22 protein-coding genes are annotated in these 26,763 nt (G+C 45.7%); 13 read left to right on the forward strand and 9 right to left on the reverse strand.

The features are described from left to right. Window positions 1–5: 5 nt before the first annotated feature. The 4 genes from IE103_RS11910 to IE103_RS11925 all read left to right on the forward strand — a co-directional run bounded on the left by IE103_RS11910 (window position 6) and on the right by IE103_RS11925 (window position 3,036). A complete protein-coding gene (locus IE103_RS11910; protein WP_189346311.1) occupies window positions 6–578 on the forward strand; it encodes a chemotaxis protein CheW in 573 nt (190 codons plus the stop codon). Continuing rightward, window positions 568–1,401, forward strand: a complete 834-nt coding sequence (locus tag IE103_RS11915) for a CheR family methyltransferase (protein ID WP_189346312.1) — start codon at window positions 568–570, stop codon at window positions 1,399–1,401. The genes IE103_RS11910 and IE103_RS11915 overlap by 11 nt, the downstream gene beginning before the upstream one ends. A gap of 154 nt (window positions 1,402–1,555) precedes the next feature. Then, window positions 1,556–1,936: a chemotaxis protein CheD gene (locus IE103_RS11920; RefSeq protein ID WP_229827243.1), complete on the forward strand. Its 381-nt coding sequence runs from the start codon at window positions 1,556–1,558 to the stop codon at window positions 1,934–1,936. After that, window positions 1,936–3,036 (forward strand): protein-glutamate methylesterase/protein-glutamine glutaminase, encoded by a 1,101-nt coding sequence (locus tag IE103_RS11925; protein WP_229827244.1) that lies wholly within the window; start codon window positions 1,936–1,938, stop codon window positions 3,034–3,036. Before IE103_RS11920 ends, IE103_RS11925 begins: the two co-directional genes overlap by 1 nt. 66 nt (window positions 3,037–3,102) lie before the next feature. Here the strand turns inward: IE103_RS11925 and IE103_RS11930 are convergent, their stop codons facing one another. Further along, on the reverse strand, window positions 3,103–3,861 hold the full coding sequence (locus tag IE103_RS11930) for a response regulator (protein ID WP_189346314.1): 759 nt from the start codon (window positions 3,859–3,861) through the stop codon (window positions 3,103–3,105). Window positions 3,862–3,921: 60 nt separating this feature from the next. Continuing rightward, complete coding sequence (rfaE2, locus tag IE103_RS11935; RefSeq protein WP_189346315.1) at window positions 3,922–4,401, reverse strand: D-glycero-beta-D-manno-heptose 1-phosphate adenylyltransferase; 480 nt, start codon at window positions 4,399–4,401, stop codon at window positions 3,922–3,924. Between the two features lie 356 nt (window positions 4,402–4,757). Between rfaE2 and IE103_RS11940 the strand changes: the two genes are divergently transcribed. Then, window positions 4,758–5,270, forward strand: coding sequence for a glutathione peroxidase (locus IE103_RS11940; RefSeq protein ID WP_229827259.1), 513 nt, complete (start codon window positions 4,758–4,760; stop codon window positions 5,268–5,270). A gap of 117 nt (window positions 5,271–5,387) precedes the next feature. Here the strand turns inward: IE103_RS11940 and IE103_RS11945 are convergent, their stop codons facing one another. Continuing rightward, entirely contained in the window at window positions 5,388–6,323 is a 936-nt protein-coding gene (locus tag IE103_RS11945) for a PhaM family polyhydroxyalkanoate granule multifunctional regulatory protein (protein WP_189346317.1), read from the reverse strand. A 155-nt stretch (window positions 6,324–6,478) separates the two neighbouring features. On the opposite strand from IE103_RS11945, the gene IE103_RS11950 reads away from it, so the two are divergent. Genes IE103_RS11950 through queC form a run of 3 tightly spaced genes read left to right on the forward strand, consistent with a single transcriptional unit; the run spans window position 6,479 to window position 9,089 of the window. Then, a complete protein-coding gene (locus IE103_RS11950; protein WP_189346318.1) occupies window positions 6,479–7,597 on the forward strand; it encodes a DUF3108 domain-containing protein in 1,119 nt (372 codons plus the stop codon). Between the two features lie 50 nt (window positions 7,598–7,647). Beyond that, window positions 7,648–8,343 (forward strand): DUF3108 domain-containing protein, encoded by a 696-nt coding sequence (locus IE103_RS11955; protein WP_189346319.1) that lies wholly within the window; start codon window positions 7,648–7,650, stop codon window positions 8,341–8,343. Between the two features lie 35 nt (window positions 8,344–8,378). Next, window positions 8,379–9,089 (forward strand): 7-cyano-7-deazaguanine synthase QueC, encoded by a 711-nt coding sequence (gene queC / locus IE103_RS11960; RefSeq protein WP_189346320.1) that lies wholly within the window; start codon window positions 8,379–8,381, stop codon window positions 9,087–9,089. 40 nt (window positions 9,090–9,129) lie between these two features. Here queC and IE103_RS11965 read toward each other — a convergent pair whose 3' ends face one another. Together IE103_RS11965 and IE103_RS11970 are read right to left on the reverse strand one after the other, a co-directional pair. After that, window positions 9,130–11,355: a bifunctional diguanylate cyclase/phosphodiesterase gene (locus tag IE103_RS11965; protein WP_189346321.1), complete on the reverse strand. Its 2,226-nt coding sequence runs from the start codon at window positions 11,353–11,355 to the stop codon at window positions 9,130–9,132. A gap of 166 nt (window positions 11,356–11,521) precedes the next feature. Beyond that, window positions 11,522–12,799 carry an Hsp70 family protein gene (locus IE103_RS11970; protein WP_189346322.1) on the reverse strand — a complete coding sequence of 426 codons (1,278 nt, stop codon included), beginning with the start codon at window positions 12,797–12,799 and terminating at the stop codon, window positions 11,522–11,524. A 353-nt stretch (window positions 12,800–13,152) separates the two neighbouring features. On the opposite strand from IE103_RS11970, the gene gshA reads away from it, so the two are divergent. Next, on the forward strand, window positions 13,153–14,775 hold the full coding sequence (gshA, locus tag IE103_RS11975; protein WP_189346323.1) for a glutamate--cysteine ligase: 1,623 nt from the start codon (window positions 13,153–13,155) through the stop codon (window positions 14,773–14,775). 58 nt (window positions 14,776–14,833) lie between these two features. On the opposite strand, the gene IE103_RS11980 is transcribed toward gshA, so the two are convergent. From IE103_RS11980 to IE103_RS11995, 4 genes are all read right to left on the reverse strand, one after another. Continuing rightward, entirely contained in the window at window positions 14,834–15,418 is a 585-nt protein-coding gene (locus IE103_RS11980; RefSeq protein ID WP_189346324.1) for a DUF4124 domain-containing protein, read from the reverse strand. Window positions 15,419–15,728: 310 nt separating this feature from the next. After that, window positions 15,729–16,406, reverse strand: coding sequence for a phage tail protein (locus IE103_RS11985; protein WP_189346325.1), 678 nt, complete (start codon window positions 16,404–16,406; stop codon window positions 15,729–15,731). A gap of 219 nt (window positions 16,407–16,625) precedes the next feature. Continuing rightward, on the reverse strand, window positions 16,626–17,333 hold the full coding sequence (locus IE103_RS11990) for an aspartyl/asparaginyl beta-hydroxylase domain-containing protein (RefSeq protein WP_189346326.1): 708 nt from the start codon (window positions 17,331–17,333) through the stop codon (window positions 16,626–16,628). A gap of 62 nt (window positions 17,334–17,395) precedes the next feature. Continuing rightward, window positions 17,396–17,887, reverse strand: a complete 492-nt coding sequence (locus IE103_RS11995; RefSeq protein WP_189346327.1) for a GNAT family N-acetyltransferase — start codon at window positions 17,885–17,887, stop codon at window positions 17,396–17,398. 197 nt (window positions 17,888–18,084) lie between these two features. Between IE103_RS11995 and IE103_RS12000 the strand changes: the two genes are divergently transcribed. From IE103_RS12000 to IE103_RS12015, 4 genes are all read left to right on the forward strand, one after another. Beyond that, on the forward strand, window positions 18,085–18,402 hold the full coding sequence (locus IE103_RS12000) for a DUF6916 family protein (protein WP_189346328.1): 318 nt from the start codon (window positions 18,085–18,087) through the stop codon (window positions 18,400–18,402). Window positions 18,403–18,567: 165 nt separating this feature from the next. Further along, window positions 18,568–19,101 carry an adenylyl-sulfate kinase gene (cysC, locus tag IE103_RS12005; RefSeq protein ID WP_189346329.1) on the forward strand — a complete coding sequence of 178 codons (534 nt, stop codon included), beginning with the start codon at window positions 18,568–18,570 and terminating at the stop codon, window positions 19,099–19,101. Window positions 19,102–19,108: 7 nt separating this feature from the next. Continuing rightward, entirely contained in the window at window positions 19,109–19,954 is an 846-nt protein-coding gene (locus IE103_RS12010) for a sulfotransferase (protein ID WP_189346330.1), read from the forward strand. Between the two features lie 31 nt (window positions 19,955–19,985). Then, window positions 19,986–26,763 (forward strand): Ig-like domain-containing protein (locus IE103_RS12015; RefSeq protein WP_189346331.1); only part of this gene is annotated, 6,778 nt, incomplete at its 3' end.

Below are 26,763 nucleotides of genomic sequence, written 5' to 3' on the forward strand. Positions count from 1 at the left end.
TCGCTATGAATGCAATCAGCAAAGTGAACAACGGCGCTCTCGCAAATGTCACGGATAAATCATCCTCGGAATCGGGGCAATTTCTTACCTTTGTTTTAGGAGGCGAAGTCTTCGCGCTCGGCATTCTAAACATTAAAGAAATTATTCAGTACGGTGATTTAACAGAAGTACCGATGATGCCGAACTTTATTCGCGGCGTCATCAATTTACGTGGGCGCGTCGTGCCAGTGGTGGATTTAACCGCCCGATTTAATCGCGGCACAACCAGTATCTCGCGCCGCACTAGCATTGTCATTATCGAGATGGAACAAAGTGATCAATCCGAATCCCAAAGTATCGGGGTCGTGGTCGATGCGGTCAATGAGGTTATTGAAATTACAAGCACAGATATTGAACCACCACCATCTTTTGGCGCAAAAATTCGCCCTGACTTTATCAGCGGCATGGCAAAAAAAGATGGGCGCTTCATCATCGTTCTCAATTTAGATCGAGTGCTCTCGGTAGATGAAATGCTGGCACTCGGGAATTCAATAGACACCTCATCACACAATGCTGCAGAGACGGAGCATGAACAATAAGTCGATTCCCTATGCTGCACCAGTTGCTTTAAAAAAGAACGAGTTTGAATGGATCTCTCGCTTCTTATATGAACGCACTGGCATCGCTTTAAACGACGGTAAACAAGCATTAGTGATGGGGCGCTTGGATAAGCGCTTACGTAAACGGGATTTACTATCCTATAGCGATTATTTCGCCTTATTGGGGCGCCCTGGCTATGAAGATGAAACTACCGTTGCGATTGATTTACTCACCACCAATGAGACATATTTTTTTCGTGAGCCCAAGCATTTTGATTTTTTAAAAAATGTCGCCTTCCCACAATATCAGCGACAAAAACAAATACGAATTTGGAGCGCCGCCAGTTCCAGTGGTGAAGAGGCTTACACGATCGCCATGACGCTGGCTGAATACTTTCAAGGTAGTGATTGGGAAGTGATCGGTACCGATATCTCAACGCGCATGCTGGAGAAGGCGCAACGCGGACTTTACCCGATGTTAGCGGCAGACAAAATTCCAAAGCCGCTACTGAAGAAATACTGTTTGAAGGGGCGCGACGAATTTGAAGATTTCTTTTTGTTTGATTCAAGCATTCGACAGCGTGTTCATTTTAGTATCGCCAATTTAATCGAACCCTTGCCCGAACTAGGAATGTTTGAGGTGATATTCTTGCGTAACGTGATGATCTATTTTGATAAAGATACGAAAAAACGCTTAGTCGAAAAAATTACTACGAAACTACGGACCGGAGGTTATTTTATTGTCAGTCACTCAGAATCCCTCAATGGTTTGGATTCTCCACTTAAATTAATTGCACCTTCAATCTATCAGAAGACGTTCTAAGGCTAAACAGCTTTTGCCTGTTATTGACACTTATCTATACTGTATGAATGAACCGAGCTTTTATATCGACATATTTTTGCAGCCCGGAGAATTTTATTTCGGTGATCACGAAACCAGAATCCGCACCATTTTGGGCTCGTGTGTATCGATTACCATGTGGCATCCCATTAAACGAATCGGCGGCATGTGTCACTACATGCTCCCCAAAAACAAACGCAATCCCCACAATATCGGACTCGATGGAAAATATGCGGAAGATGTTATGCGCTTGTTTTTACAAGAAATCAAAGCATCGAAAACATCGGTGCATGACTATGAAGTAAAAATTTTTGGTGGTGGCGATCAATTTCCTGGACAAGATCAGCGGGTATTTTCCGTGTCCGAACAAAATGTGAAAATTGGCCGCCAATTATTACAAGAATACGGTTTTAAAATTAAGTCCGAACATCTGGGTGGTGTCGGACATAGAAATATTATTTTTGACTTGTGGTCGGGAGACGTCTGGGTCAAACATGTTGAAAAGATAAAGGAATAATGAAAGCTAAAATTAAAGTCATGCTGGTTGATGATTCAGCGGTAGTTCGACAAGTGTTAACTGCCCTGCTCACAAAAGATGGCAGTATCGAAGTAATTGCTTCAGCTCCTGACCCTATCTTTGCGATGGACAAAATGAACTCCAATTGGCCCGACGTCGTTGTGCTTGACGTGGAGATGCCAAGAATGGACGGCATTACCTTTCTCAAGCAGATTATGTCGGTACGTCCTACACCAGTGATCATTTGCTCGACACTCACTGAAAAAGGTGCAGCAACATCAGTACAAGCACTAGCAGCGGGCGCAGTAGCGATTGTAACCAAGCCCAAAGCAGGTCTAAAAAACTTTTTAGAAATGGATGCTGGCGACATTGTGCAAGCGGTTAAAGCGGCGGCTGGAGCAAATCTACGCCCTTTCCGCAATCTTAATGTAGCTTCCGCCAACACCGCATCGATTCCACCGGCAAAAATCAAAATTGACGAAGTGATGCCTGCACTAAACGCAAGCCTAACTAGCGCAATGGCAGTTACAACGGATAAGTTGGTGGCGATTGGTACTTCGACTGGCGGCACGCAAGCACTGGAAGCGGTATTAAAAAAATTGTCGAGAACCGCACCTGGCATCGTGATTGTTCAGCATATGCCAGAAAAATTTACTGAGGCATTTGCTGATCGTCTTAACAAAATCTGTGAGATGGAAGTATTAGAAGCCAAAAATGGCGACCGTGTTATCCCAGGTCGCGCCCTAGTCGCACCAGGTGGGCGTCACATGCAAGTCAAACGCAGCGGTGCGCAATATCATGTTGAAATTATCGATGCACCACCAGTGAATCGGCATCGCCCCTCGGTCGATGTCTTATTTCGCTCCGTCGCTAAATGCGCAGGCAAAAATGCGCTGGGGATTATCATGACTGGCATGGGTGACGATGGCGCATTAGGTATGCGAGATATGCACGATGCAGGTGCAGAAACAATCGCGCAAGATGAAAAAACCTGTGTCGTCTATGGTATGCCGAAAGAGGCAGTAAAACTGGGAGCAGTCGATAAGATTGTCCCGCTTGATATCATCGCATCGCTAATTGAAACGTATGGAAAAAAATAGTCGGAGAAACCAATCATTTGCTCGAATCCCTACTTTCATGTCCAACTATGCCTTCATTTTATGCCTTCATTTATCGCTATCGAACATACCACGAACGCAACGACGAAATTCATTTTTTAAACTAGCATTTTTTCGCAACACACAATCAGCATGCACATGAGGGTCAAGGTGGTCTGATGTCGTTAAGAGAACTGTTTTGGTTTTACTAATTCGCCCTCCCGACTTCTGTAATGCGCAAATCAATGCGAGTCCGTTTAATCGGGGAATCTCTAGTCCTGTAATCAACAAATCAAAATGTTCCGCTAACACACGGCCTAAAGCGGAATAGCCATCGGTCGCAATTTCAATGCGAAAGCCAGCAGCTCGCAAGACTTCTTGTAGCATGTTAGTCACGACCTCGGATGATTCGACTATTAAAGCCGAATATCGAGTATTGAATGCAGATTGCCGTAACTGAACTAAAATCTGCTGCATCTCGGCATCTGGCTCGGTCGATTCGGCGTAACTAAGACAAGCTCGTCGTAACAAATCCATATACGCCAAAGCGGTACTAATGAAACCATGATTGAGTGCAGTCGGATGCTCAATAATGTGACTTAGTAAGTCTTCCATTGGATGACATACATCGCTAATAAAAGGCATGCCATAAGTGCCACCACTACCTTTTAAGCTGTGAATGTGTCGATAAAGCTCTTGGCACAAAGCAAGTTGAAAACCCTCAAGCTCCAAACGCAATATTAGCTGTTCAATTTCGTCGATGTGCGCAGGCAAGTCACGCAAATAATCTTTACGTAGTGCTGCCAACATAGCTTTTACTTGTTGCATTTTTTGACGTGGCTAGAGCCTGTTATCATTTAAAGGAGAAATTTACTCAAAACAAATCACTTATGTTGAAGCTCTCATCTTTTGCAAAGTTTTGGTAGTCGATCTGTCGTGTTCAAATTGAATTGCCGCCACTTGACCGCCATAAGCTAACACCGCCTTGCCTTCCGGGATTGAATGCATCTCGTAGTCGCCACCCTTCACATAAATGTCGGGACGCGCAAGTATGACCGCTTCGAGTGCCGTATCTTCATCAAAAGCGACCACTAAATCAACCGACGCGAGCGCTGCCAGTACCGCCATTCTGTCTTCGCAAGTGTTGATAGGTCGATCATCACCTTTACCCAATCGCTTTACCGAGGCATCAGTGTTCACTGCCACAATCAAGGATGCGCCCATCGCTCTTGCTTGCGCCAAATAAGTGACGTGGCCACGATGCAATAAATCAAAAACCCCATTTGTCATGACCACCGGATGAGGCAATTGCTGCGCTCGAATTGCTAACTGCGAAACCTCACATAATTTATTTTCAAAACTTGGCATAGTGATTTAATTCTTGTTTGTTAGGTCGAAACCATTCTGGAGGCGCTTCTTTAAGAAACGCGAAAATTGACTCAATGAAGATTATTCACACTGTAACTGGCTGCGCCATTCTCGGCAACTCTCAGTAACTATTAGCAACTCTTAGCAACCAAGCTCCACTTTTTACGGCGAACTACCGCAGTCAGCAGAACCAAAAAAATTGCGTTAAGATGCTCCATCAAATTGAGATTGATGCACGTGTCTTGCCATAGTGTGGCGCAAGCACCTACGCCAATTAAGAATACCAAAATTACATTTTAGGAGCCTCTATGTCTATCACATCCAAGCTAGTCCTCATCGGTGCATTATTTTTTAGTATGTCTGGTGTCGCTCAGGCGCAAACCGATAGCTGTCCAGAGATTTTGCAACATAGCTTCAATCGCTTGCAAGACGATGCGCCACAAAATTTGTGCCAATTCAAAGGGAAAGTTGCATTGGTTGTTAATACTGCCAGCTACTGCGGTTTTACTAAGCAATACGAGGGATTAGAAGCTCTGTATGCAAAATACCAATCTCGTGGCTTGGTTGTACTTGGCTTTCCATCGAATGATTTCGGCAAACAAGAACCCGGAACGAGTAAGGAAATTGCGGATTTCTGCTTCAATACTTACGGCGTAAAGTTTCCTATGTTTGCGAAATCTTCAGTACGCGGTGACGATGTTAATCCGTTTTATGCACAACTCATCAAAGCAACTAACACCACGCCAAAATGGAATTTCTACAAATATTTAATCGACCGTAATGGAAAAGTCTTGGCTGCTTACGCCAGCACAACAACGCCTGAGAACAAGGGCTTGGTTGCGGCAATTGAAAAAGCGCTTGGAAATTAAGCTTAGACATTAAGTTTAGATATTGAGTTTAGATATTAATGCTTGGCTGCTGATCGATGATTGATCAGCAGCCTCTAAAGATTTAAGCAGGCTGACACCACACAGCTTGCGCAATACTTAAATCTTCTTGGCTGTCGCTTTAGAAACTGTTTTTGAAGCGGCTTTCGGAGCAGCCTTGACGTTGGCGACTGGGCGCACCTTGGATTGCGAACTCGACTTGGTCGTTGCTTTTCTCTGTGTCTTTATTGACGCGTTTTTAGGGCTCGAAGTTACAGTTTTTTTCGTAGTAGCCCTTGCGGCTGGCGACTTAGTTGGCGTTACCTTGTCCGTCGTTTTTTTCACTTTTGCATTCGTTTTATCGGCTTTTTCGTGACTAGTCTGCGCCGGAGAAACGTCTTCATCTTTCATTGCGTGCGTCAAAGCTTGCTTGAATTGATCTTGCAACACAGTCCACCATGCAGCTGGATTGTGAAAACCAGAACTTGGGTTTTCGGTGGGTGGTTTGGCCTCGTTGCTTGCTGGCGAGTCTGCACTTGCCTTTATAGTTTCTATAGTTTCGCTAGAATTAGTGGTGCCTTCGTCTTCAATATCAAATTCTTCCTCTTCATTTTCTTCGACGCTAGGTTCTGATATTGGCGCTGTAGAGCCAGAAGGATTAAAAGACGAACTAGTCGTCTTACTTGCGTACTTACTTGCGTGCATAGGCCAAGCTTGCTTGATCTGCTCATCCACTGCGGCATTGTTCGAATGATTAGATGCAGACGTAGCTTCGGCTCTACTTCCTGCCTGCGCAAAACTTTCTCCCATCGTCTTCAATGCGGATATCGTCGCGCGCTGCACTTCTAAGGCTTGAATTGTGCCTTTTAGCATATTCATGTTGACAGTTAACCAAGACTCAACTGTTTTTAAATCCTTAATTTGCTTATCTAACTCATCAACCGACAGCGTTGGCGTTACCATACCTGGTAGTTGCATATCACCCCAAAGTTTTTTCACAAATGCTAATGGGTCGTGCATGTTGCCACTTGTCGTTTGTTGAAAGGGATTTTGCATAGCTACAACTCCTATAATGAATGTGAAATCGAGGTCGAGGAGAATTTACCCTGCCGCCCTCCACTATCAGACCAAATTGAATTTCTAAGCTTGAGAGATACTAAACATGAACCCACCTTGTCGCAAGATAAAGCAAGAAGGTTTACACTACGGACATGAGCAAGAATTTATCTCCCTTCCCTTTTAAGCAACAACTGAGCAAACCCAGTACTTGGCTCTTTTTGTTGACGACCATCTTACTGCATATTTTCTTACTAGAGTCAGCCTCTTGGAAAGTTTCACCTGCATCGTCTGAATCCGATATTCCAGCAAGTGTGAGCGTCTATTTGCGGCCAGAAACAATTGAAGAAGCACCAGCACCAAGCGCGCCACCAAGCGTAGAAAAAGCAAAAAAAAGTGTCACGACAACAGCACCAGTCACAAAAAAAGAAGCCCCAAGTTTAGATCAACAAACAGATACTAAGGCCGAGCCACCTCCGCAAGAGTCGAGTACGACCGAAACAAACACTACGGCTACCGAAACACCAGTAATTGCTGAATCTACTGCGAATCCAAGTGACGGTGCAGCGATGCCAGAATTCTCACTCAAGTTCCCACCACCTGCAGAATTGCAGATGGAAGTTTCTTACGCCAAAGTCAACGACAGCCCAACCACCGGCGTTGCTACTCTTACGTGGGAAAGAGATATAGAGAAATACAAAATTTCGATCGAGGTTGGCATCAATTTATTAATTACTAAACTCAATTTGATGACGATCACTAGCGAAGGTTATAGCGATATCTACGGCTTAATGCCAGTAGTAAGTCATGACATCCGCAGGACGCGTGCGGCGACAGCCATTCACTTTAATCACAAAGATAAAGTCATCAGTTTTTCATCTTCCAATAAAAGTATTCCAATGGAAAATGGTGCACAGGATGCCGCCAGTATTTTAATGCAGCTAGCCGCAATTGGGGCTGCGAACAAAAGTCAACTTGAGGCAGGACGCGAATTCTCTATCCAAGTAGCGGAAGGACGCGATGCAACACCATTTTTGTTTCGGGTAATTGGTGAAGAAGAAATTGACAGTAAGCTCGAACCAGAAACAGGAAAACTAACAACCGTCCATATTACAAGACCGCCAAAGCCCGGCTTTTACAACTCGCAATTAGATATCTGGCTGGCGCCTAGCCTAGGTTGGTATCCGGTACAAATTCGCAATACAGAAAGTAACGGCACCGTCACCAATCAGGTTGTTACTTCAATCAAACAAAACATTCGCTATGAAAACTAATCGACATGTTTGCTAAAAAAATTTTTTCCGTTATTACTTACGGCCTTTTAATGTTCACTCAGATCACATCGCATGCTGAGCAGTTGACATTCCCGCCTTCCGCCGAATTATTGTATAGCTTGAAGTCGACGCAAAAAGGTGTTCCTGTCAGTGGCGAAGCAAAAGTGCAATGGCAAGTGAACAAACGTGATGATCAAACCAAACTGTATCGTTTAAACTCGGAGACGAAAGTAGCGATTTTTGGGAAAATTTTGGTCAGTAGTAGCAAAGGCAGTATTCAAGAATTTGGCTTGGCACCAGAGCAATTTCAAGAAAAACGATTTCGTCGCACAGAGGTCAACACCTATTTTGATCGCGAACAGAAAATCATACGATTCTCTGAATCGGATTTACAATATCCAATTCAGGGCGGCGAACAAGATCGTTTAAGCGCAACTTGGCAATTAGTTGGACTTGTACAAAAAACCGGAGCGCAGACTAAGCTTGGACAAGAATGGAAGATGTTCGTTGCGGGTACGCGCGATGCTGATCCATGGACTTTCAAATTCAGTGACTTTACCAAAATTCGTACCGCACTTGGCGAGCTTAATGTCATGCACATCATAAAAGCCCCACCTAGTGATGCCCAAGGCCAACGTATTGAACTATGGCTAGCACTAGATATGGGGTTTTATCCGGTTCAAATTCGCTACCAAGACCATAATGGCGACGTTTTAGAACAGAAAATTATCTCAATCAAAAATTAAACAAATATCAAACAAAATTTTTATCGATAAACACAATGACTATAGAAAAACAAAGTGCACTCGTTTTATTCAGTGGCGGGCAGGACTCCAGCACCTGCTTGGCATGGGCGCTGAGTCGCTATCAACGTGTCGAGACGATCGGATTTGACTACGGCCAAAGACATGCGATTGAACTGACGATGCGCCCACAGCTTTTGCAAAAAATGCGTGGATTGTCGACCGATTGGGATCAAAAATTGGGTGAAGATCACATGATCGATCTGTCACTCATTTCTCAATTATCGTCAACGGCAATGACCGAGAATATTGCAATTCAAATGCAAGAAAATGGTTTGCCAAATACTTTTGTACCGGGTCGCAATCTGATGTTTATGATGGTAGCTGCAACACTCGCCTACCGTCGGCAATTGGGAGTATTGGTTGGTGGCATGTGCGAAACCGATTTTTCTGGTTACCCTGACTGCCGCGACGATAGCTTAAAAGCCTTGCAAGTCGCATTAAATCTTGGCATGGCGAGTCGCTTAACAATTGAAACGCCATTGATGTGGATCGACAAAGCAGAATCATGGCGTTTGGCTGAGAGCTTAGGTGGAGAGAAGTTAATTGAATTGATTCGTCACGATACCCATACTTGCTATTTAGGCGAGCGCGGCCAAATGCATGATTGGGGTCATGGTTGCGGAACTTGTCCCGCATGCGATTTGCGGGCGAAAGGCTATCATCAATATCGCGCAGCAAAGAAATAAGTTGCTTGAGTGGTGTAGTGTGTTTGACGCATCTACAGCACTATTTCCACTCACGCAGCCAAGGTTCGATTGCACTCTCTAGCATAGGGCGTGCAATTAAAAATCCCTGCCCTTCATCGCAACCTAAGCGATTTAACACTTCCCAGTGCAATTCAGTTTCGATACCTTCTGCGATAATGTGCAATCCCAGTTTTTTACCTAACTGCGTAATCAGTTCAGCGATACGCGGTCCACTTTCGGAATCAATTTGGGTGACAAATGCGCGATCAATTTTAAGTCGATCAACGGGCAACTTGTCGAGATAACTCAAAGAAGAGAAGCCCGTTCCGAAATCATCAATCGCAATTTGCACGCCCATATTTTTCAAGCGTGCTAATGCATCTTCGAACAATCCAGCGCCATTCATCGTCACTGATTCGGTGATTTCCAGTTCCAAATAATGTGGTGCCAAGCCACTATCGCGCAAAGCATTTTCAACTAGTTCAAAGAAATCCGGCTGTCGAAATTGGATCACCGATACATTGACTGCGATGCGATCTAATTGAAAACCCTTTTCCAATAATTGCACCATCGTAAAACATGCAGTACGCATTACCCATGCGCCTAAACTAATAATCAAACCAGAATGCTCTGCCAAAGGAATAAAGTCGGTCGGTGGAATCATTTGACCATCGTCCGTACGCCAACGTAGTAAAGCTTCAAAACCTAGGACACGACGGCTGCGCAGATCAATCTGCGGTTGATACATCAAATACAAGCGCTCCGCATCAAATGCTTTATGTAGATGTTGCATGAGCATTGCGCGTTCGCGAATCTCTACCCCCATCTCTCGCGTGAACAAAGTGTAAGAGCCGCGTTGGTAGCCTTTGGTGCGCTTGAGCGCAATACTGGCGTCTTTTAGTACATCGGCACCGGATTGTGTGTATGAATCTAAGGCGACCAAACCCATTGACATCGATACCGCATGCGAGGTGTCATCAATAATGAAGGGATCAACAAATAATTTTTGCAAATCGGCAGGTAGTAATACGCGTGTATTCCCCAGCAAGCCAAATACATCGCCACCAATCCGCGCCAAGAAAGCTTGCGCGCCTATCGCATTTTGTAATCGTGTGGCGACCGCTCGTAATAAAAGATCGCCATAGCGGTGACCAAGCACATCGTTGATCTCAGCAAAATCATCGATATCAATCAATACCACCATCTGCTCCGGTGTTCTTTGCTCAATCGAATGATCGATTTGTTCGATAAATCGCAGACGATTCGGCAACATCAATAATTGATCGCGGAATGCGTAATTCTTTAATTGGCTGACTAAGCCAAGATTATCTAAACATACGCCCAAGTTGAAACAAAAGATCTCTAATAATTGTTGATCAATTGAAGATAAGGCGTAAGGTAATTCGATGAATGCCGCGATCGCTCGTTTTCCTCGTCCAGAGAAATACAGCGTCATATTATGTTCTTCGAACAATGAGGTGCGTTCGGACAAGGCGCGACGTAAGGAATCTCTAATCACCGGATTATCGATTTCATCGATGGGCCGATTCATCAAATTGCGATAATGGCCGGCTGAGGCGATGACGCTATAACGCAAACTATTATCAAACTGTAGTGCCTCATCACACTGTGCGCATAACAATCCTTCTGATGGCACACCACACAAGGCGGCAATTTGGGTAATCACACCAGAGGCAAATCCCTCTATGCCATCCTGCATCGAAAAGGCGGAACTGGATGTGATAATTTGATGTAAACCACGACGACTTGCTTCGATGGTACGCAATTGATCATACGATCGAATCGCTGCTGTCAAAGCGGTTAATAATTTTTTTCGGGTGAGTTCGTTTTTGGTCTTGTAGTCGTTGATATCGTAGTCTCGAATTGCATCTTCTTCAGGGGCATAACCTGGCTGCCCTGTACGCAAAATGATGCGAGTGTCGAGCCACTTTAATTCATCGCGAATAAAGCAAACTAAATCTAAACCGGCATGCTCGGTTTCCATCACCACATCCAACAACACCACCGCGATATCGGATTCGACTGCGAAACGCTCATGCGTTTCTGCTTTGGAGTAAGTATGAATAAATTCTAGACGTCGATTGAGAATTTTGACGTCGAGCAAAGAAAACTCTGTCGCCCGATGAACATCTTCATCGTCATCGACAATTGCGATCTTCCAAGTACGTTGTGAGATATTTGCCAAAACCTCGGTCTCAAGGTCTTCTTCAATGAGTATCTCATCATCATCCAAGTGTTCTGACATGCTGCCTCCGCCGTAGGGAAACTCACACTAACAAAGTGCATTCAGTATATCGCAACCACCTTTCCGTGCAACAACAAATTCAGAGCAACTTTACAACAATTGCTGCATCAAATTAAACAGATGACAAGAGATAGCAAAAACGAATCCTCACCTATGATGAACACTCCTAAGCGAAACGTCTTGTGGCATCCCAAGCGAGACCGGCACCGATGCTACCAAACACGTCACCTTGAACTAATTTCGCATTCGGCAACAGTTGTTGCAAATCGCGCCGCAAACCGCGTACGCCACTTGCACCTCCAGTAAAGAACACTGTATCAATGCTTGATGCTGCAACGCCCGCATTATGAATCGCATTAGCAATTGTCTGATTCAATTGTGAAAACAAGGGGGCAATCGCGGCATCTAATTGGGTGCGATCTAGTGATAAAGAATGCAGACGTGAACGATCTTCTCGGCTACGCAATCGCTCCAATTCTAGTTGTACCATTTCTGCATCACTTAAACGGATTTTTGCCTCTTCCGCTTTTAAGGCGAGCCAATGACCATCTCTTTGTTCAATTAATTGCAAAAAACAGGCGCAACGATAACGCAGCTCTGGGTCACTGATGTCTCGACATATATCTTGAATTTCGCGCACCACTTTCTGCGAATACACCAAGTTAATCGTATGCCAAGTGGCTAAATTAAAATAATTTGCGGAAGGCATTTCGATACCATTATTTAAGCGACCACCCATCCCTAATAAAGGCATCAGCTGTTGCAAACTCAGGTACTTATCAAAATCAGTTCCGCCGATATGCACACCTGTATTGCTTAAAATATCGGCTTGCCGATCTATTTGTTGACGGCGCTCTGGTGACAAACGAATCACAGAAAAATCAGCAGTACCACCACCGATATCAACCACCAAAACTAATTCTTCTTGCGCAATACGCGACTCATAATCCAATGCCGCTGCAATCGGTTCGTATTGAAACGCGACTTCTTTAAAGCCAGCGGCAATTGCGATTTCACTTAAGGTGTTTTCTGCTTTTTTGTCCGCGCTAGGATTGTCATCAATAAAGAAAACAGGGCGGCCGAAAACTGCTTGCTCGAATTTTTGTTGGGCGGAATTTTCGGCACGTCGCTTCAACTCAGTGATGTACTGAGTCAACAATTGCTTGTAGCTCAATTGACGCCCTTGCACTTCGGTATATCCGTCAATCAGCGAAGTGCCTAAAAGACTTTTCATCGACCGCATCAGGCGGCCTTCGTAACCATCCAAATAAGCAGCTAAAGCAGCACGTCCATAAGCCACTTCATCTAAGTCGGCATTAAAGAAAATCACGGACGGCAAAGTTGGCTTTTGCTCTTCTAAATTTAACAGCCGCACTTGACTTCCATCGTAAAAACCTACTGTTGAATTTGATGTACCAAAATCCAAACCACATACATTATTCATTCAACATCCCATTCCTGCTGTTTCAGCTTTTTCACAAAACCGAGATCTTAAACTAGTTGGTACGCCCTGTGAGCAATAAAACTGCACAGCTTTCTTATCCATAGCAAAATGAAATTCATCATTTGCGATCAATAATGTGCTTAGCAAGCAAACTCACTGTCATCAAGCAGCAACTTTTAAGGGGCAAAATTAGGCGCAATGATGCGTATTTTCTTGCGCCAGATCAACGATCAATGGTAATACCGACGATCAGCAAAAAATGCGTGAGAATATGCGCTTTCCAAATTTCGGCTATCCTATACAAACTTTATCTGGTCGATCATTGTGCGCCTCCGGTATAACACAAGCAAAGGATGCTTAACTTGAACAGCCCTACCCGCAACTTACTCGAACAACGTCTACAACTGATTAATGCGCCTGCGAACTTGCCACTACTACAGCAAGGCTTACGCGGGATTGAACGCGAAACCTTGCGCGTGAATGCGCAAGGGCAATTGATGCTTACCCCACATCCAATTGGACTGGGATCTGCATTAACGAATCCGCTGATCACAACGGATTATTCAGAATCGCTACTTGAATTTATTACGCCAGCCGAACAAGACATTTCCATTGCGCTCGACAAGCTCGATGCGATTCATCGCTTCAGCTACACCCAATTTAACAATGAGATGCTATGGAATAATTCGATCCCTTGCGAATTACCTTCTGAGGCAGAAATTCCAATCGCTTGGTACGGCACCTCACATATTGGCATGATCAAACATGTTTATCGACGCGGCTTAGCTCTACGTTATGGCAAAAGTATGCAATGCATTGCTGGTATCCATTACAACTATTCGCTATCAGAAAATCTATGGCAGTTGATTGCGCAAGCAGAAGGTGACACGCGTAAACATCAAGATTATCAATCGGAAAGTTACATTGCTTTAATTCGTAATTTCCATCGATATAGTTGGTTACTCATGTATTTGTTTGGCGCGTCGCCGGCACTTTCTAAGAGCTTTTTACGTGGTCGCCAACACAATCTAGAAAGTTTATCGGACGACACTTTGTATCTACCTTATGCGACAAGCCTACGCATGAGCGATCTAGGCTATCAAAATAATGTTCAAGATGGTTTGGTACCACCTTACAACACGCTATTAGACTACATGCGGAGCTTATCGCTGGCGGTACGAAAACCGCATCCTCCTTACGCTGAGTTGGGTATCAAAAAAGATGGCGAGTGGATGCAAATTAATAGCAACGTGCTGCAAATCGAAAACGAATTCTACGCAACAATACGCCCAAAACGGGTGATCAAAACTGGTGAACGCCCCGTCGAAGCGCTATGCGCTCGTGGTGTGCAATATATTGAAGTCCGTTGTATGGACGTTGATCCATTTGAAGCTTTAGGGATTAATTTATCGACCTCACGTTTCTTAGATGCCTTCTTACTTTTTTGCGCCCTCGATGAAAGTCCATTAACCAATCAAGCAGAAGGCCAAGAAAATCTCGATAACTTTGCACTCACAGTGAAGTACGGCCGCAAGCCCAATCTTAATTTACAGAATCAAGGGAAATCGATTTCTTTAAAAGCGTGGGGCGAAGAGCTTCTATCAAAAATAAAACCTCTAGCGTTACTGTTAGATCAGCAAGCGCAATCAACTGAACATCAGAATAGTTTGGCACTGCAATTTGCTAAGCTGGCTGATCCAGAATTAACGCCGTCTTCGCGTGTTCTAAAAGCGATATCCGAACATCAAAACTCGTTTGCACAATTTGCGCTGGCGCAGAGTTTACATTTCGCGCAGCACTTCAAAGCCAATCCGCTGGATGAAAAGCAAACTGCGTTTTTTGAAAAATTGGCGGCAGACTCAATTGCAGAACAAACAGCAATGGAAGCAAACCAGACTGGTAGTTTTGATGAGTTTATTGAAGACTATCGTTCGAGAACTTCGAGCCAAATTTGTTGCGAAGGATTTCAACAGTAAACATTGCACTTACGGCTGATGACTGATTAGTGGAAAGCAGAAATCAAAACGCCACGACTTAGCGGCGCGTTCTGCTGACCACTTCACGAAATCGCTTTAACGTATCATCGTATTCACGATTCGTTCTTTGTATTTCTTGATCATAGAATGCGATCGATTTACGTGTACTTAAAACATTGTTCGACAAATCATCGGCACGTCGTTGGATCGACTCAAATTCTTGCGTGGTTTTTTTCGAGGTCTTTAATTCCGCTTGCAAACTAAGCAGCACTTGATTAAATGTCTCCAACTGCTCATTCGCCAAACGCTTTTTATCCTGCAGAACATCAACCGCACGCTTGCGTGCTGACTCAACATCTGCCTCATTTTGATAGTGCGCTAACAAATAACGCTCCTCGCGCTTGCGCTCTTCTTCAGCGGCTTGTTGCTTCTGCTTTTGCTCTTGTTCTTGCGCGATTTTCTGTTTTTCTTCGGCACTTAAGGGCGGCAGAATATTTCTCTTAAAGCGACCTGCGTCTGAATACACTTTCATACCACGGCTAATACACTCGGGAATCGGACGATCTGAGGTGACAACTTTGCCTTGTGCCGTCGTGCAACGAAAAATATCAGCGTGAACCTCTTGCACAGAAGAGCAACACATGGCACTCAAGAGCGTTATAGGCAGCTTATTCACGATTAGATTTTTATTGGTGGTCGAAAATAGAATCTCAAAATGTAATTTAACTTCAGATGTAAGCAGCTCGTTATCTTGTCGGGTATCAACTATTCGACAGCAACGAAATTCATGCGTACAAACACGTTTGAATTTACACGAGTTCAGTCTGATCAGAAAACAAAATTATGATTTTTGCAGACCACTTCGTCGTTTTTTTATCTCGCCGAAAAAGCGCAAAAAAACCGAGTAGACTCAAAGCCTACTCGGTTTACAGACCCATCTATTTCAAGCTAATTTAGTTCCTTGAAGGGAAAATACCTTCCATCGCAATAATATAATTCAAACCTAAGTAAGGTTGCATATTGGAAATCGTCGCATTTGTTACTACTGGTGCAACCAAAGGAGTTCCCGTTCCAGTATTTCCGGTAGTTACAGTGCCACTGCCAGTTACCGTAGTGGTTACGCCACCAAGATCGACAGGACTCGTTGGCGCTGTACCAGCTGGCAAGTAAATTGCTGCACCAGATGGACCTCCCGCAGTAGCCGTCAGACCACCATTGCTGGCAACTGCTGGTAAGCCACCATTTGTCCCAGTACCAACTGTCACGCGTGTCGTCGCATTTAAGGCATCTAGGGCTAACGTAGCGGGATGATTATGTGCTGGCAAATTAGCCAAAGTCAGCGTGATATTTACTGTGCCGTTGGCAATCACTGTTGTATTGTTCGTACCAGCTTTTTCACCTTGAACAACATTAGACAAACCTGGGCCTTGACCTTGTGAACCTACAATTGTGCGACCACGTAAATCTGGCAAAGCGAAAGTAGTTTGGCCGTCGCCACCATACATCGTTCCCAACAGAGCAAACATCGCGGAATTTTGTGCGATCGGAATAATCTGTCCATTACAAAACATCCAACCGCGTGGTGGGTAATTAAAAGCGACTGGCAGAACGGTACCCATGAATGCATCCATTTATATCTCCTTCGTGTGTAAATGCAGCAAGAACGATAGCGCAATTGCGCCCACTTTATTTTTTAACTTTAGAAAAACAGATAGATTTATCTATTCCTAAAAATTAAAATTCATATAATTACTTACTTTTTTAGTAATGCCTACTTAAAAATTTGATTTTAGTAGTATTTTTATCTAAGCAATTGATATGCCAGCCTCAATATGTTGCTAGTGGGAAGCTTATTTAGAATCGAGTGCGGTCGCCTCTAACTCGTCTGCCAATGCCAAGCCCGCAGGGAATCCAGCCAGACGCAAACGCTCGATTACCTCAAACACGTTGCCGTCATGGATGGAGGGATCGGGATAGCGAGGTAAAGGTCTGGGCACCCAACCAGCTTGTTTGAAGACCTGTTCAAGCCAGGCATTACTGACACAGTCAAGCATCAAATGGATACGTGCTTGCTGACTATCATTGCGCACGCCATGCAGACAGCTTGCATTCAAATACCAAGTATCACCAGCAGAAAAATGTACAGGCTGATGGTCGATCATGAAAATTACTTCAGGCGATGTTTGAATTGGTATATGCAAACGTGTAATACCATCTTCTAAACTAGTACCAGCATCTACGTGCTCTTTAATGATGCCGCCAGCCTCTAGAGACATTAGGCGTATCGAGGTTATCTCGCATTCAAAATGCTTGATCACTTCGCGGAAGTAAGCGCATTGTTCGAGAATAACCGTGTCCTGAAATTCCGCACTGTCGATCGGCAATATGTGATCGATGCTTCCACCAACCGAACGTAAAGGAATACAAGACCAATCTTTCTCGTAAGCTTGTGTATTGAAATGTTTTATCCATGGCGATCGCACCGCCAAAGCTAAATCGTGCTGGAGCCTTGTAATATCAAACGAAAACGGTAATTTCAGGTAGGGGCAACTCGACATAAAGACACATTCATTTAGATTGAAGTTAGGTCACAAAAATTAAGTATTTCAAATCCACAAATTCAAACTACCATGGCAGGATGCCAATTCATTTGATTAAATAAACCATCACTACTTTGTACAACAAAACCTAGCCGTTGATAAATACCGTACGCCCGCGAATTATTGGATTGCACCGCTAAGCTAATTATTTTCTCATGACTACGAGCATATTCTTGCAAGCCAACTAGCACTTGTGTTGCGAAACCTTTGCCCTGCCATTCTGACTTGATCGCGATGTCGACCAGACGTATTGACGACTCATCCTGCGCAAGCACGATACGCCCAACAGAATCTTCTTGCCACAGTAAGAGCCTGTGCAGAGCATTCGGATAGCTGTGCGTTATTCCTTGTGTCTGACTCATTTGCTGCATACGAATCATCTGCTGCATCGCCAATTGCGGTAAGGGCATCGCCAACAAGTCTGGCCGACTATCTTGATACAGTGCATCTAAAAATTCCTGATCACTAGTTTCGATTTGCCGCCATCTCAGCGGTGGTTTTAAATGAATCAAGATATAAACCTCAGAACAGAAATAACACGAACAAAACCAAGAAAATAAAGCAAAGAATATTCCCATACTTTGAACGCCGAATTGGCGTGCTTTGTTGAATGGCACATCACTTGCTATGATTTCATAAAAATTAGGTATTTTTCACAGTTTAAACTCATACTGACCGAAGGTAGTCAATAATCAATATTGGAGAAAATATGTCACTCAGCTTTGCACAAGCGCAAACTTTATTACATAGCAGCTTTATCGTTCATACCTCAGTCGGCACCGTCGAATTGCGTCTGATCGAAGCAACTGAGATCGCGCGACCAGGACTGCCCGCCGAATATCGCACGCCAATGTTACTGGTATTTTCGGCCCCAGCTAGTCCAATACTTGCCCAAGACAATTACTACTTCGACCACCCTAACATTGGTCGCCATTTTTGGTCAGTGGCACCGGTACTCGCGCCTGCGAGTCGCCCGATCACCGTCAACAATGAACCTCTTAGTTTCTACCAGGTCTTATTCAATTGAAGTGTATTCAACATGTAAATTAATTCCATTAGCTTAGGCTTACATGTAAATGAAATTAGCACTTTCACGGACTCAGCAAATCAAAATTACCACTAAGCAATGGTATGGTTTTTGCTAGATTTTATTAATTGCAGCAACTGTGCTCAGCATTAAGGACTTGGAATTTTGAACAGTGCTCAAAACAAATACGCTTTAACGTGGTGGTTGACTGGGCTGTCGGGTGCGGGCAAAACCACTTTAGCAAACGAACTTGCATCAAAACTGCGCGAGCAAGGATTTCCGGTTTGTGTGTTAGATGGCGACGAATTAAGACAAGGCCTGTCAAAGGACTTGGGATTTAGTATGACGGAACGCGAAGAGCAAGGGCGACGCGGCGCTGAAATGGCAAAGATACTCAATGCAAATGGTATTTTTGCGATCATTTCACTGGTATCACCAAGCGCTAGTGGTAGAAGTTTAGCTAGGAACATTGTTGGAAAAAATCACTTTATTGAGTGTTATATATCAACGCCTTTACATATCTGTGAGCAACGAGACGTCAAGGGCTTGTATGCGAAAGCGAAAACCAACCCATCAATTCAATTAACCGGAATTTCAGCTCCATATGAAGCACCAGTTGAGGCAGAATGTACGATTGACACTTCCCAAATAGATCGTGCCAGCGCAGTCAAGCAGCTCTATGCATTTTTGAAAGATTAAGAATTTTATGCCTCCTACCAAGTACCACTTTATCTCTGGATTACCGCGTTCAGGTTCAACTCTATTGGCAGCGCTACTTCTACAAAATCCACGCTTTCATGCTGGCATGACTAGCCCTGTTGGTAGCTTGATGAAAGGCATGCTAAATCAGCTTGGTGCTGGAAGTGAATTTGGTAGCGTGGTAACAAAAGAACAGCGCAAGCGTTTAACGAACGGACTATTCGACTCTTATTACGCTGATCACGCCGATAAAGAAGTCATTTTTGATACCAATCGTATGTGGTGCGCGCACATGCCCGTGTTAATGGATCAATTTCCAGAAGCAAAAGTGATTGCCTGCGTTCGAAATGTGGCTTGGATTATGGATAGTTTAGAGCGCCGTTATCGTGCAAATCCTTATGAAATCACGCGCTTATTTAACGACGATAACGAACGAAATACCGTGTACAGCCGGGTAGAAACCTTGGCGCAAGCAAATCGTTTAGTTGGTTATCCTTGGACTGCGCTCAAAGAAGCATTTTATGGCGAACATGCTGAATCATTATTAATCGTTGATTACGACTTACTCGCGCAAGCACCAGACAAAGTTATGCCGCTGATTTACCAGTTTTTAGGTGAGCCTGAATTTAAGCATGACTTCAGCAATTTAAATTATGACGCGCCAGAATTTGATGCCCCATTAGGCATGCATGGTTTACATAAAGTACGTGCCAAAGTGAGCTATGAAAAACGTGCCAGTATTTTGCCACCAGACCTATTTGAAAAATTCGCCGCGCTCTCATTCTGGCAAGACAATAGCAATAGCCGCTGCAACGTCATTACGCCTAAATTTTCCCCTACTAAAACCGCCTAATTTTGTCTAATCCCGTCTAATTGAGACCGCCATGAAAAACACGAACGATCTTCAAAAAAATACCTTGAATGAAAACACGGTTTTATCATCTTCTAGCCAAGTGTCCAGCGCCAGTCATGCCAATATCGTCTTCATCGATGCTCGGGTACAAGATAGCGCCTCTTTGCTGAAAGACATTGCAAGCGGTACCGAAGTCGTTTTTCTAAAGGCGGATCAAGATGGCTTGCAACAAATAGCCAACTATCTGAATGGACGAGTGGTTGAATCTATTCAAGTGATTGCACATGGATTCGAAGGCAATTTATGGCTAGGCAATTCATTTCTCGACAACAATACCCTCAATACTCATAGCCAAGCCTTAAGCGATATTGGTCAAGCGCTGACGGCTGATGGCGATATTTTGCTGTATTCCTGTAATTTGGCAGCAAACACCGATGGACTCAGTTTTATCGCAAATTTTGCTACTCTCACCGGCGCAGATGTCGCTGCATCCGATGATCGCACTGGCACCGACGGTGACTGGGATTTGGAAATTACGACGGGTTCCGTCGCTGCTATTTCTGCAATGTCACAAGCCGCCGAAAGCAATTACGACTACGCTCTAGCAACCATCACAGTGACCAACGGCAATGATTCAGGCGCAGGATCCTTACGCCAAGCGATTACCGATGCAATCAGTGGCGACACCATCACGTTTAATGCAGGCATGACCGTAACACTCAATGGTACGCAGTTATTGATTACTAAGAATCTGATTATTGATGGGGATTTAGATAACAACAATACGCCAGATGTCACGATCGATGCGAATTATAAGAGTCGCGTGATCGAAATTTTCTCCGGAAATGTCACTCTTGAAGGTTTAGTGATTACACATGGTTCATTATCTGGAAATGGTGGCAACGGTGGTGACAGCACTGGTGGCGGTCCGACTGACGGTAATAGCGCACTTGGCGCAGGCATTAGAAATGCTGGCACATTAACGATCAACAACACCAATATTACCGTCAACGGTGCCGCTGGCGGCGGCGGCGGCGGCGGTGTCGCCAGCACATTTGTTGGTGGTGGTGGTGGTGGTGGTGGTGCACTTGCTACTGGAATTGGTGGTACTGGGGGGAGCACTTTTGGCATTCCTAATGGTAACACAGGAGCCCTTGGTAGTACCGGACAAGGGGGGAAAGGTGGAGGCTCGGGGCCAATAGCGTCACTGGGTGGCTCAGGTGGAACAACCACCGGAGGTGCTGGCGGTTTTTATGCTGGGTACTCGACGGGCGGCGCAGGTGCAACTGCAAATAACGGTAGCATCTCCATCGGTGGTGGTGGTGGTGGTGGTGGCTATAATGCTCAAGGTAAAAAAGGGGGGGGGGCAGTTGGTGGAATTTATAACGCAGCGTCTGGAACCATCAACGTAATTGGTAATTCACTCATTACAAACAATATCGGTGCTGGCGGTGGTGGCGGTGGCGGCGGATACGCTGCTCCTCAAGGAAGTGACTCAAACGGTGGTGATGGAGGTCTTGGCGTAGGTGCAGTTCTGAATGCAGGTACTTTTAACATTACCAGCGCTAACTTTGCAGCAATGAGCGGCAATACGGGTGCTAGTGGCGCAGGCGGATTAGAAACAGGCACAGGTGTATCTGGCACATCACCAACAGCAGCCAACAATATTAGTAGCACTGGAACACTTAACACCAACTACGCACCAGCACCAGTAGTGAGCAGTGTCAGCGCAAGCACTTCAGATGGCAGCTATAACGCGGGTGACATCATCAATGTAACAGTCACTTTCAGCGCAGCTGTTAATGTTTCAGGAACACCCCAGTTAACATTAGAAACAGGAACCACCGATCGCACGATCAACTATGTCAGTGGCACAGGTACTACAACCTTGACTTTCACTTACACAGTTCAAGCAGGTGATACCTCTAGTGACCTCGACTACCAAGGAACAACAGCCTTAGTGCTAAATGCGGGAACCATCAAAAGTGTCAGTGACGCAACCGATGCCGTATTAACCTTACCAAGCCCCGGTGCGGCGGGTTCATTGGGAGCCAATAAAAATATCGTTATTGATACTACAGCACCTAACGCACCAAGCGCACCAGACATGACCTCTGGTACTGATATGGGTAGTTCAAGTACCGACAATAATACCAACGATACCACTCCAACTTTCACAGGTACTGCGGAAAGCGGATCGACTGTCACACTCTATGATACCGATGGCACTACCGTCATCGGGTCTGGCACAGCAACTGGGGGCAATTATTCGATTACGACTTCCGCCCTCAGTGCAGGATCACATACGATCACTGCCAAAGCAACTGATGCTGCGGGCAACACTAGCCTCGCTTCGTCTGGATTGGGCATTACGATTGATACTACCGCCCCTAGTTTAGCATCCGCGATCACCATCTCTGACACTGCACTTAAAATCGGTGATACCGCAACCGTCACATTTACATTTACCGAAGCAGTGGCGGGCTTTACCACCGCCGATGTCACTGTGCCCAATGGTGCACTGTCTGGCCTTTCCTCTGGTGATGGTGGCATCACTTGGACGGCAACACTGACACCTAATGCCAGTTCAACATCTGCCAGCAATGTTCTCACGCTTGACTACACTGGCATCACCGATATCGCAGGTAATGCGGGAACTGGCAATGCCACTAGCGGTAATTACGCGATCGATACTGCACGTCCAATACTGGCATCCGCGATCACCATTTCTGACACCGCGCTTAGAATCGGCGATACTGCAACTGTCACATTTACCTTTACCGAAGCAGTGTCGGGTTTTACCACCGCCGATGTCACCGTACCCAATGGTGTACTGTCTGGCCTTTCCTCTGGTGATGGTGGCATCACTTGGACAGCAACACTGACCCCCGATGCTAGCACCACGGCTTCTAGCAATGTCCTGACACTCGATTATTCCGGCATCACCGATACAGCGGGTAATGCGGGCACTGGCTCGGCTAGCAGCGGCAATTACGCCGTAGACACCGTACGCCCAAGCTTGGCTTCTAGCATTACCATCAGCGATACCGCACTCAAAGTCGGCGATACCGCGACCGTTACGTTCACTTTCAATGAGGCGATCACTGGTTTTACAATCGCCGATATCACTGCAGACAATGGTGCCCTATCAAATTTAACTACCGGCGATGGTGGCATCACTTGGACCGCAACATTGACACCAAATGCCAATACAACCGACTCAAGTAATACTTTAACGCTCGATTACACTGGCATCACCGATCTAGCAGGTAATGCTGGAACTGGTACTGCGACCAGCGGTAATTACACAATCGATACTGCACGTCCTGTACTAGCATCCGCGATCACCATCTCTGACACTGCACTTAAAATCGGTGATACCGCAACCGTCACATTTACATTTACCGAAGCAGTGGCGGGCTTTACCACCGCCGATGTCACTGTGCCCAATGGTGCACTGTCTGGCCTTTCCTCTGGTGATGGTGGCATCACTTGGACGGCAACACTGACACCTAATGCCAGTTCAACATCTGCCAGCAATGTTCTCACGCTTGACTACACCGGTATCACCGATCTATCAGGTAATGCGGGAACTGGTACTGCGACCAGCGGTAATTACGCAATCGATACTGCACGTCCAATACTGGCATCCGCGATCACCATTTCTGACACCGCGCTTAGAATCGGCGATACTGCAACTGTCACATTTACCTTTACCGAAGCAGTGTCGGGTTTTACCACCGCCGATGTCACCGTACCCAATGGTGTACTTTCTGGACTTTCCTCTGGTGATGGCGGCATTACTTGGACAGCAACACTGACGCCCGATGCTAGCACCACGGCTTCTAGCAATGTCCTGACACTCGATTATTCCGGCATCACCGATGCAGCGGGTAATGCGGGCACTGGCTCGGCTAGCAGCGGCAATTACGCCGTAGACACCGTACGCCCAAGCTTGGCTTCTAGCATTACCATCAGCGATACCGCACTCAAAGTCGGCGATACCGCGACCGTTACGTTCACTTTCAATGAGGCGATCACTGGTTTTACAATCGCCGATATCACTGCAGACAATGGTGCCCTATCAAATTTAACTACCGGCGATGGTGGCATCACTTGGACCGCAACATTGACACCAACTGCCAACACAACCGACTCAAGTAATACATTAACGCTCGATTACACTGGCATCGCCGATCTGGTAGGTAATGCAGGAACTGGTTCTGCGACTAGTGGTAATTACGCGATTGATACCGACGCTCCGAGCGTAGTTATTACCAGCGATGTAGCAACACTTAAAATCGGTGAAACTGCAATCATCACTTTTACGTTCAGTGAAGATCCAGGAGTAAGCTTTACTTGGGATGGCAGTAGCGGTGACGTTGTTGTTAGTGGTGGTACACTAAGTGCAGTGAGTGGCACGGGCTTAATTCGTACTGCCACTTTTACACCGACAACCAACACCAATGGCGGCACTGCTAGCATCACAGTAACCAGTGCTACTTATGTCGATCCCGCCGGCAATGGAGGAACTACGGGTGTTACCCCCAGTCTTACTTTCGATACCCTTTCCCCATCGGCCCCAAGTACGCCAGACATGACCGCTGGCACCGATACAGGTATCTCCAGCACCGACAACATCACCGCAAACACCACGCCTACTTTTACAGGAACGGCAGAAGCGAATAGCACAGTTAAATTGTACGATACCGATGGGGTGACCTTATTAGGTACTGGTACTGCGGATGGCGCGGGCAACTGGAGCATTACCAGCGCAACGCTAACCAACGGATCACATACGATCAAAGCTAGCGCAACCGATGCGGCAGGTAATGCAGGCGTCTTGAGTTCAGGCTTGTCCGTTTCGATTGCCTCCCCAGCCATTACCAGCGCCACCTATGATGCTGCTAATGGCATTCTCTCGGTCACTGGCAGTGGCATGATCACGAATGATTCAATTGATGTTAGTAAGTTAAGCCTCGTCGGCGAAAGTGGTGCGTCCTATACACTCACCACACCAAGTGTCAATGCGAGCAGTCCGACTGCGTTCTCTATCACGCTCAATGCAGCAGATAAACTCGCGATCAATGGCCTGCTCAATAAAGATGGCCTACAAGCCGTGAGTGGTACCGTCTTTAACCTAGAAGCAGCACTAAATTGGGATAGCACAAGTAGCTCCGGTGCCGATCTAACAAGCAATGCGATTACCGTTTCTAACGTGACTGCACCAACGATCACTTCAGCGACCTACGATGCTACAACGCACATCTTGACCGTGACTGGTACCAATCTAGTTAAGACTGTTGGCGCCACCAATGATGTGACGGTCTCTACCCTCACCATCACCGGTGAAGGTGGCGCAACCCGTGCTTTGACCACGACTGGTAATGTTGAAGTCACTTCAGCGACTAGCTTTGCCGTCACACTTGCAGGTACAGACATAACTGCTGTCGAAGCCCTGTTCAACAAGAATGGCATTACCTCCACCAATGGCACTACTTACAATCTCGCCGCTAGCGATGATTGGAACAGCGTCATCACCGGTGGCAACATTGCCGATGCAATCTCACCGATTACGGTCACCAATGTTCCCGTTCCGACGATCACCTCGTCGACCTATAACGCTAGTACAGGTGTACTAATCGTAACAGGTACTGGCTTTGCGGGTCTCACTGGTGCCAATAACGATATCCTCGCCAATAAATTTAGTCTACAAGGTGAAGGCGGTGCCAGCTACACCTTGACCACCACGAGCAATGTCGAAGTCAGTTCAGCCACCTCCTTTACTCTAACTCTCAGTGCAGCAGACAGGCTAGGCGTCAATCTCATCATGAACAAGAATGGCACCAGCTCTACCAGTGCCAATACCTATAACCTGATTGCTGCTGAAGATTGGAATGCCGGTGCTGATACCGCCGTCGTTATTGCAGACCTGACCGGCAATGGCGTCACCGTCTCGAATGTGGTGGCACCGACCGTCACTTCAGCCACCTACAATGTTGCGACAGGTGTGCTGGTGGTGACAGGCAATAACTTCCTATCACTGACTGGTGCAAACAACGATATCGTTGCTGGCAATATTCGTTTATTAGGACAAGGTGCATTCAACTACACGCTAACCGATACCGCCAACGTTGACATCACCTCCAACACCAGCTTCACCATGACCATGAGTGCTAATGACAAAGCGCAACTGGCACTAAGGTTGAACAAGGATGGCACAACTTCCACCGACAGCACCACCTATAACATTGGTATGCTGGAAAACTGGAATGCAGGCGCAGATACCGCTGTCGTGATTGCGGATCTGTTTGGTAATGCGGTCACCGTCACAGGCAACAACGTCGCTCCAACCATCACAGGCACAGTCACAGGTCAATCCATCAATCAGTCCATGACGATTGCGCCTTTTGCTAATATCGTCATCACCGATCCTGATGTTGGTGCCTCTGAAACTGTCTCCATTACGCTCGATAACGCAGCCAAGGGCGCTTTTACCGCCGCTTCACTCTCCGCTAGTGGTTTCTCTACCGCCGATGGCGGTACAACTTATACTCATGCCGCAGCCTCTCCTGCTGTCATCCAAGCTGCTCTGCGTGCGCTGGTGTTTCAACCGACTGCAGGTCGTCTTACCATCGGCTCTTCTGAGACTGCGACATTCTCACTCTCTGTCTCCGATGGTATCGCCCCTGCTGTATTGAATAATGCCACTACCGTCACTATCAATGGCGTCAATGTCGCTCCTACTGCGATTGCGTTAAGTGGTGATTCTTTGCCTGAGACCGCAACCAATAACACCGTCATCGGGA

Source organism: Affinundibacterium macrobrachii, from assembly GCF_014652415.1.
Lineage (GTDB): Bacteria > Pseudomonadota > Gammaproteobacteria > Burkholderiales > Burkholderiaceae_D > Undibacterium > Undibacterium macrobrachii.

Coding starts and splice junctions, on each gene's coding strand:
- IE103_RS11910 (WP_189346311.1), top strand. CDS start 6: ATGAATGCAATCAGCAAAGTGAACAACGGCGCTCTCGCAAATGTCACG.
- IE103_RS11915 (WP_189346312.1), top strand. CDS start 568: ATGAACAATAAGTCGATTCCCTATGCTGCACCAGTTGCTTTAAAAAAG.
- IE103_RS11920 (WP_229827243.1), top strand. CDS start 1,556: ATGTGGCATCCCATTAAACGAATCGGCGGCATGTGTCACTACATGCTC.
- IE103_RS11925 (WP_229827244.1), top strand. CDS start 1,936: ATGAAAGCTAAAATTAAAGTCATGCTGGTTGATGATTCAGCGGTAGTT.
- IE103_RS11930 (WP_189346314.1), bottom strand. CDS start 3,861: ATGCAACAAGTAAAAGCTATGTTGGCAGCACTACGTAAAGATTATTTG.
- rfaE2 (WP_189346315.1), bottom strand. CDS start 4,401: ATGCCAAGTTTTGAAAATAAATTATGTGAGGTTTCGCAGTTAGCAATT.
- IE103_RS11940 (WP_229827259.1), top strand. CDS start 4,758: ATGTCTGGTGTCGCTCAGGCGCAAACCGATAGCTGTCCAGAGATTTTG.
- IE103_RS11945 (WP_189346317.1), bottom strand. CDS start 6,323: ATGCAAAATCCCTTTCAACAAACGACAAGTGGCAACATGCACGACCCA.
- IE103_RS11950 (WP_189346318.1), top strand. CDS start 6,479: ATGAGCAAGAATTTATCTCCCTTCCCTTTTAAGCAACAACTGAGCAAA.
- IE103_RS11955 (WP_189346319.1), top strand. CDS start 7,648: ATGTTCACTCAGATCACATCGCATGCTGAGCAGTTGACATTCCCGCCT.
- queC (WP_189346320.1), top strand. CDS start 8,379: ATGACTATAGAAAAACAAAGTGCACTCGTTTTATTCAGTGGCGGGCAG.
- IE103_RS11965 (WP_189346321.1), bottom strand. CDS start 11,355: ATGTCAGAACACTTGGATGATGATGAGATACTCATTGAAGAAGACCTT.
- IE103_RS11970 (WP_189346322.1), bottom strand. CDS start 12,799: ATGAATAATGTATGTGGTTTGGATTTTGGTACATCAAATTCAACAGTA.
- gshA (WP_189346323.1), top strand. CDS start 13,153: ATGCTTAACTTGAACAGCCCTACCCGCAACTTACTCGAACAACGTCTA.
- IE103_RS11980 (WP_189346324.1), bottom strand. CDS start 15,418: ATGTGTTGCTCTTCTGTGCAAGAGGTTCACGCTGATATTTTTCGTTGC.
- IE103_RS11985 (WP_189346325.1), bottom strand. CDS start 16,406: ATGGATGCATTCATGGGTACCGTTCTGCCAGTCGCTTTTAATTACCCA.
- IE103_RS11990 (WP_189346326.1), bottom strand. CDS start 17,333: ATGTCGAGTTGCCCCTACCTGAAATTACCGTTTTCGTTTGATATTACA.
- IE103_RS12000 (WP_189346328.1), top strand. CDS start 18,085: ATGTCACTCAGCTTTGCACAAGCGCAAACTTTATTACATAGCAGCTTT.
- IE103_RS12010 (WP_189346330.1), top strand. CDS start 19,109: ATGCCTCCTACCAAGTACCACTTTATCTCTGGATTACCGCGTTCAGGT.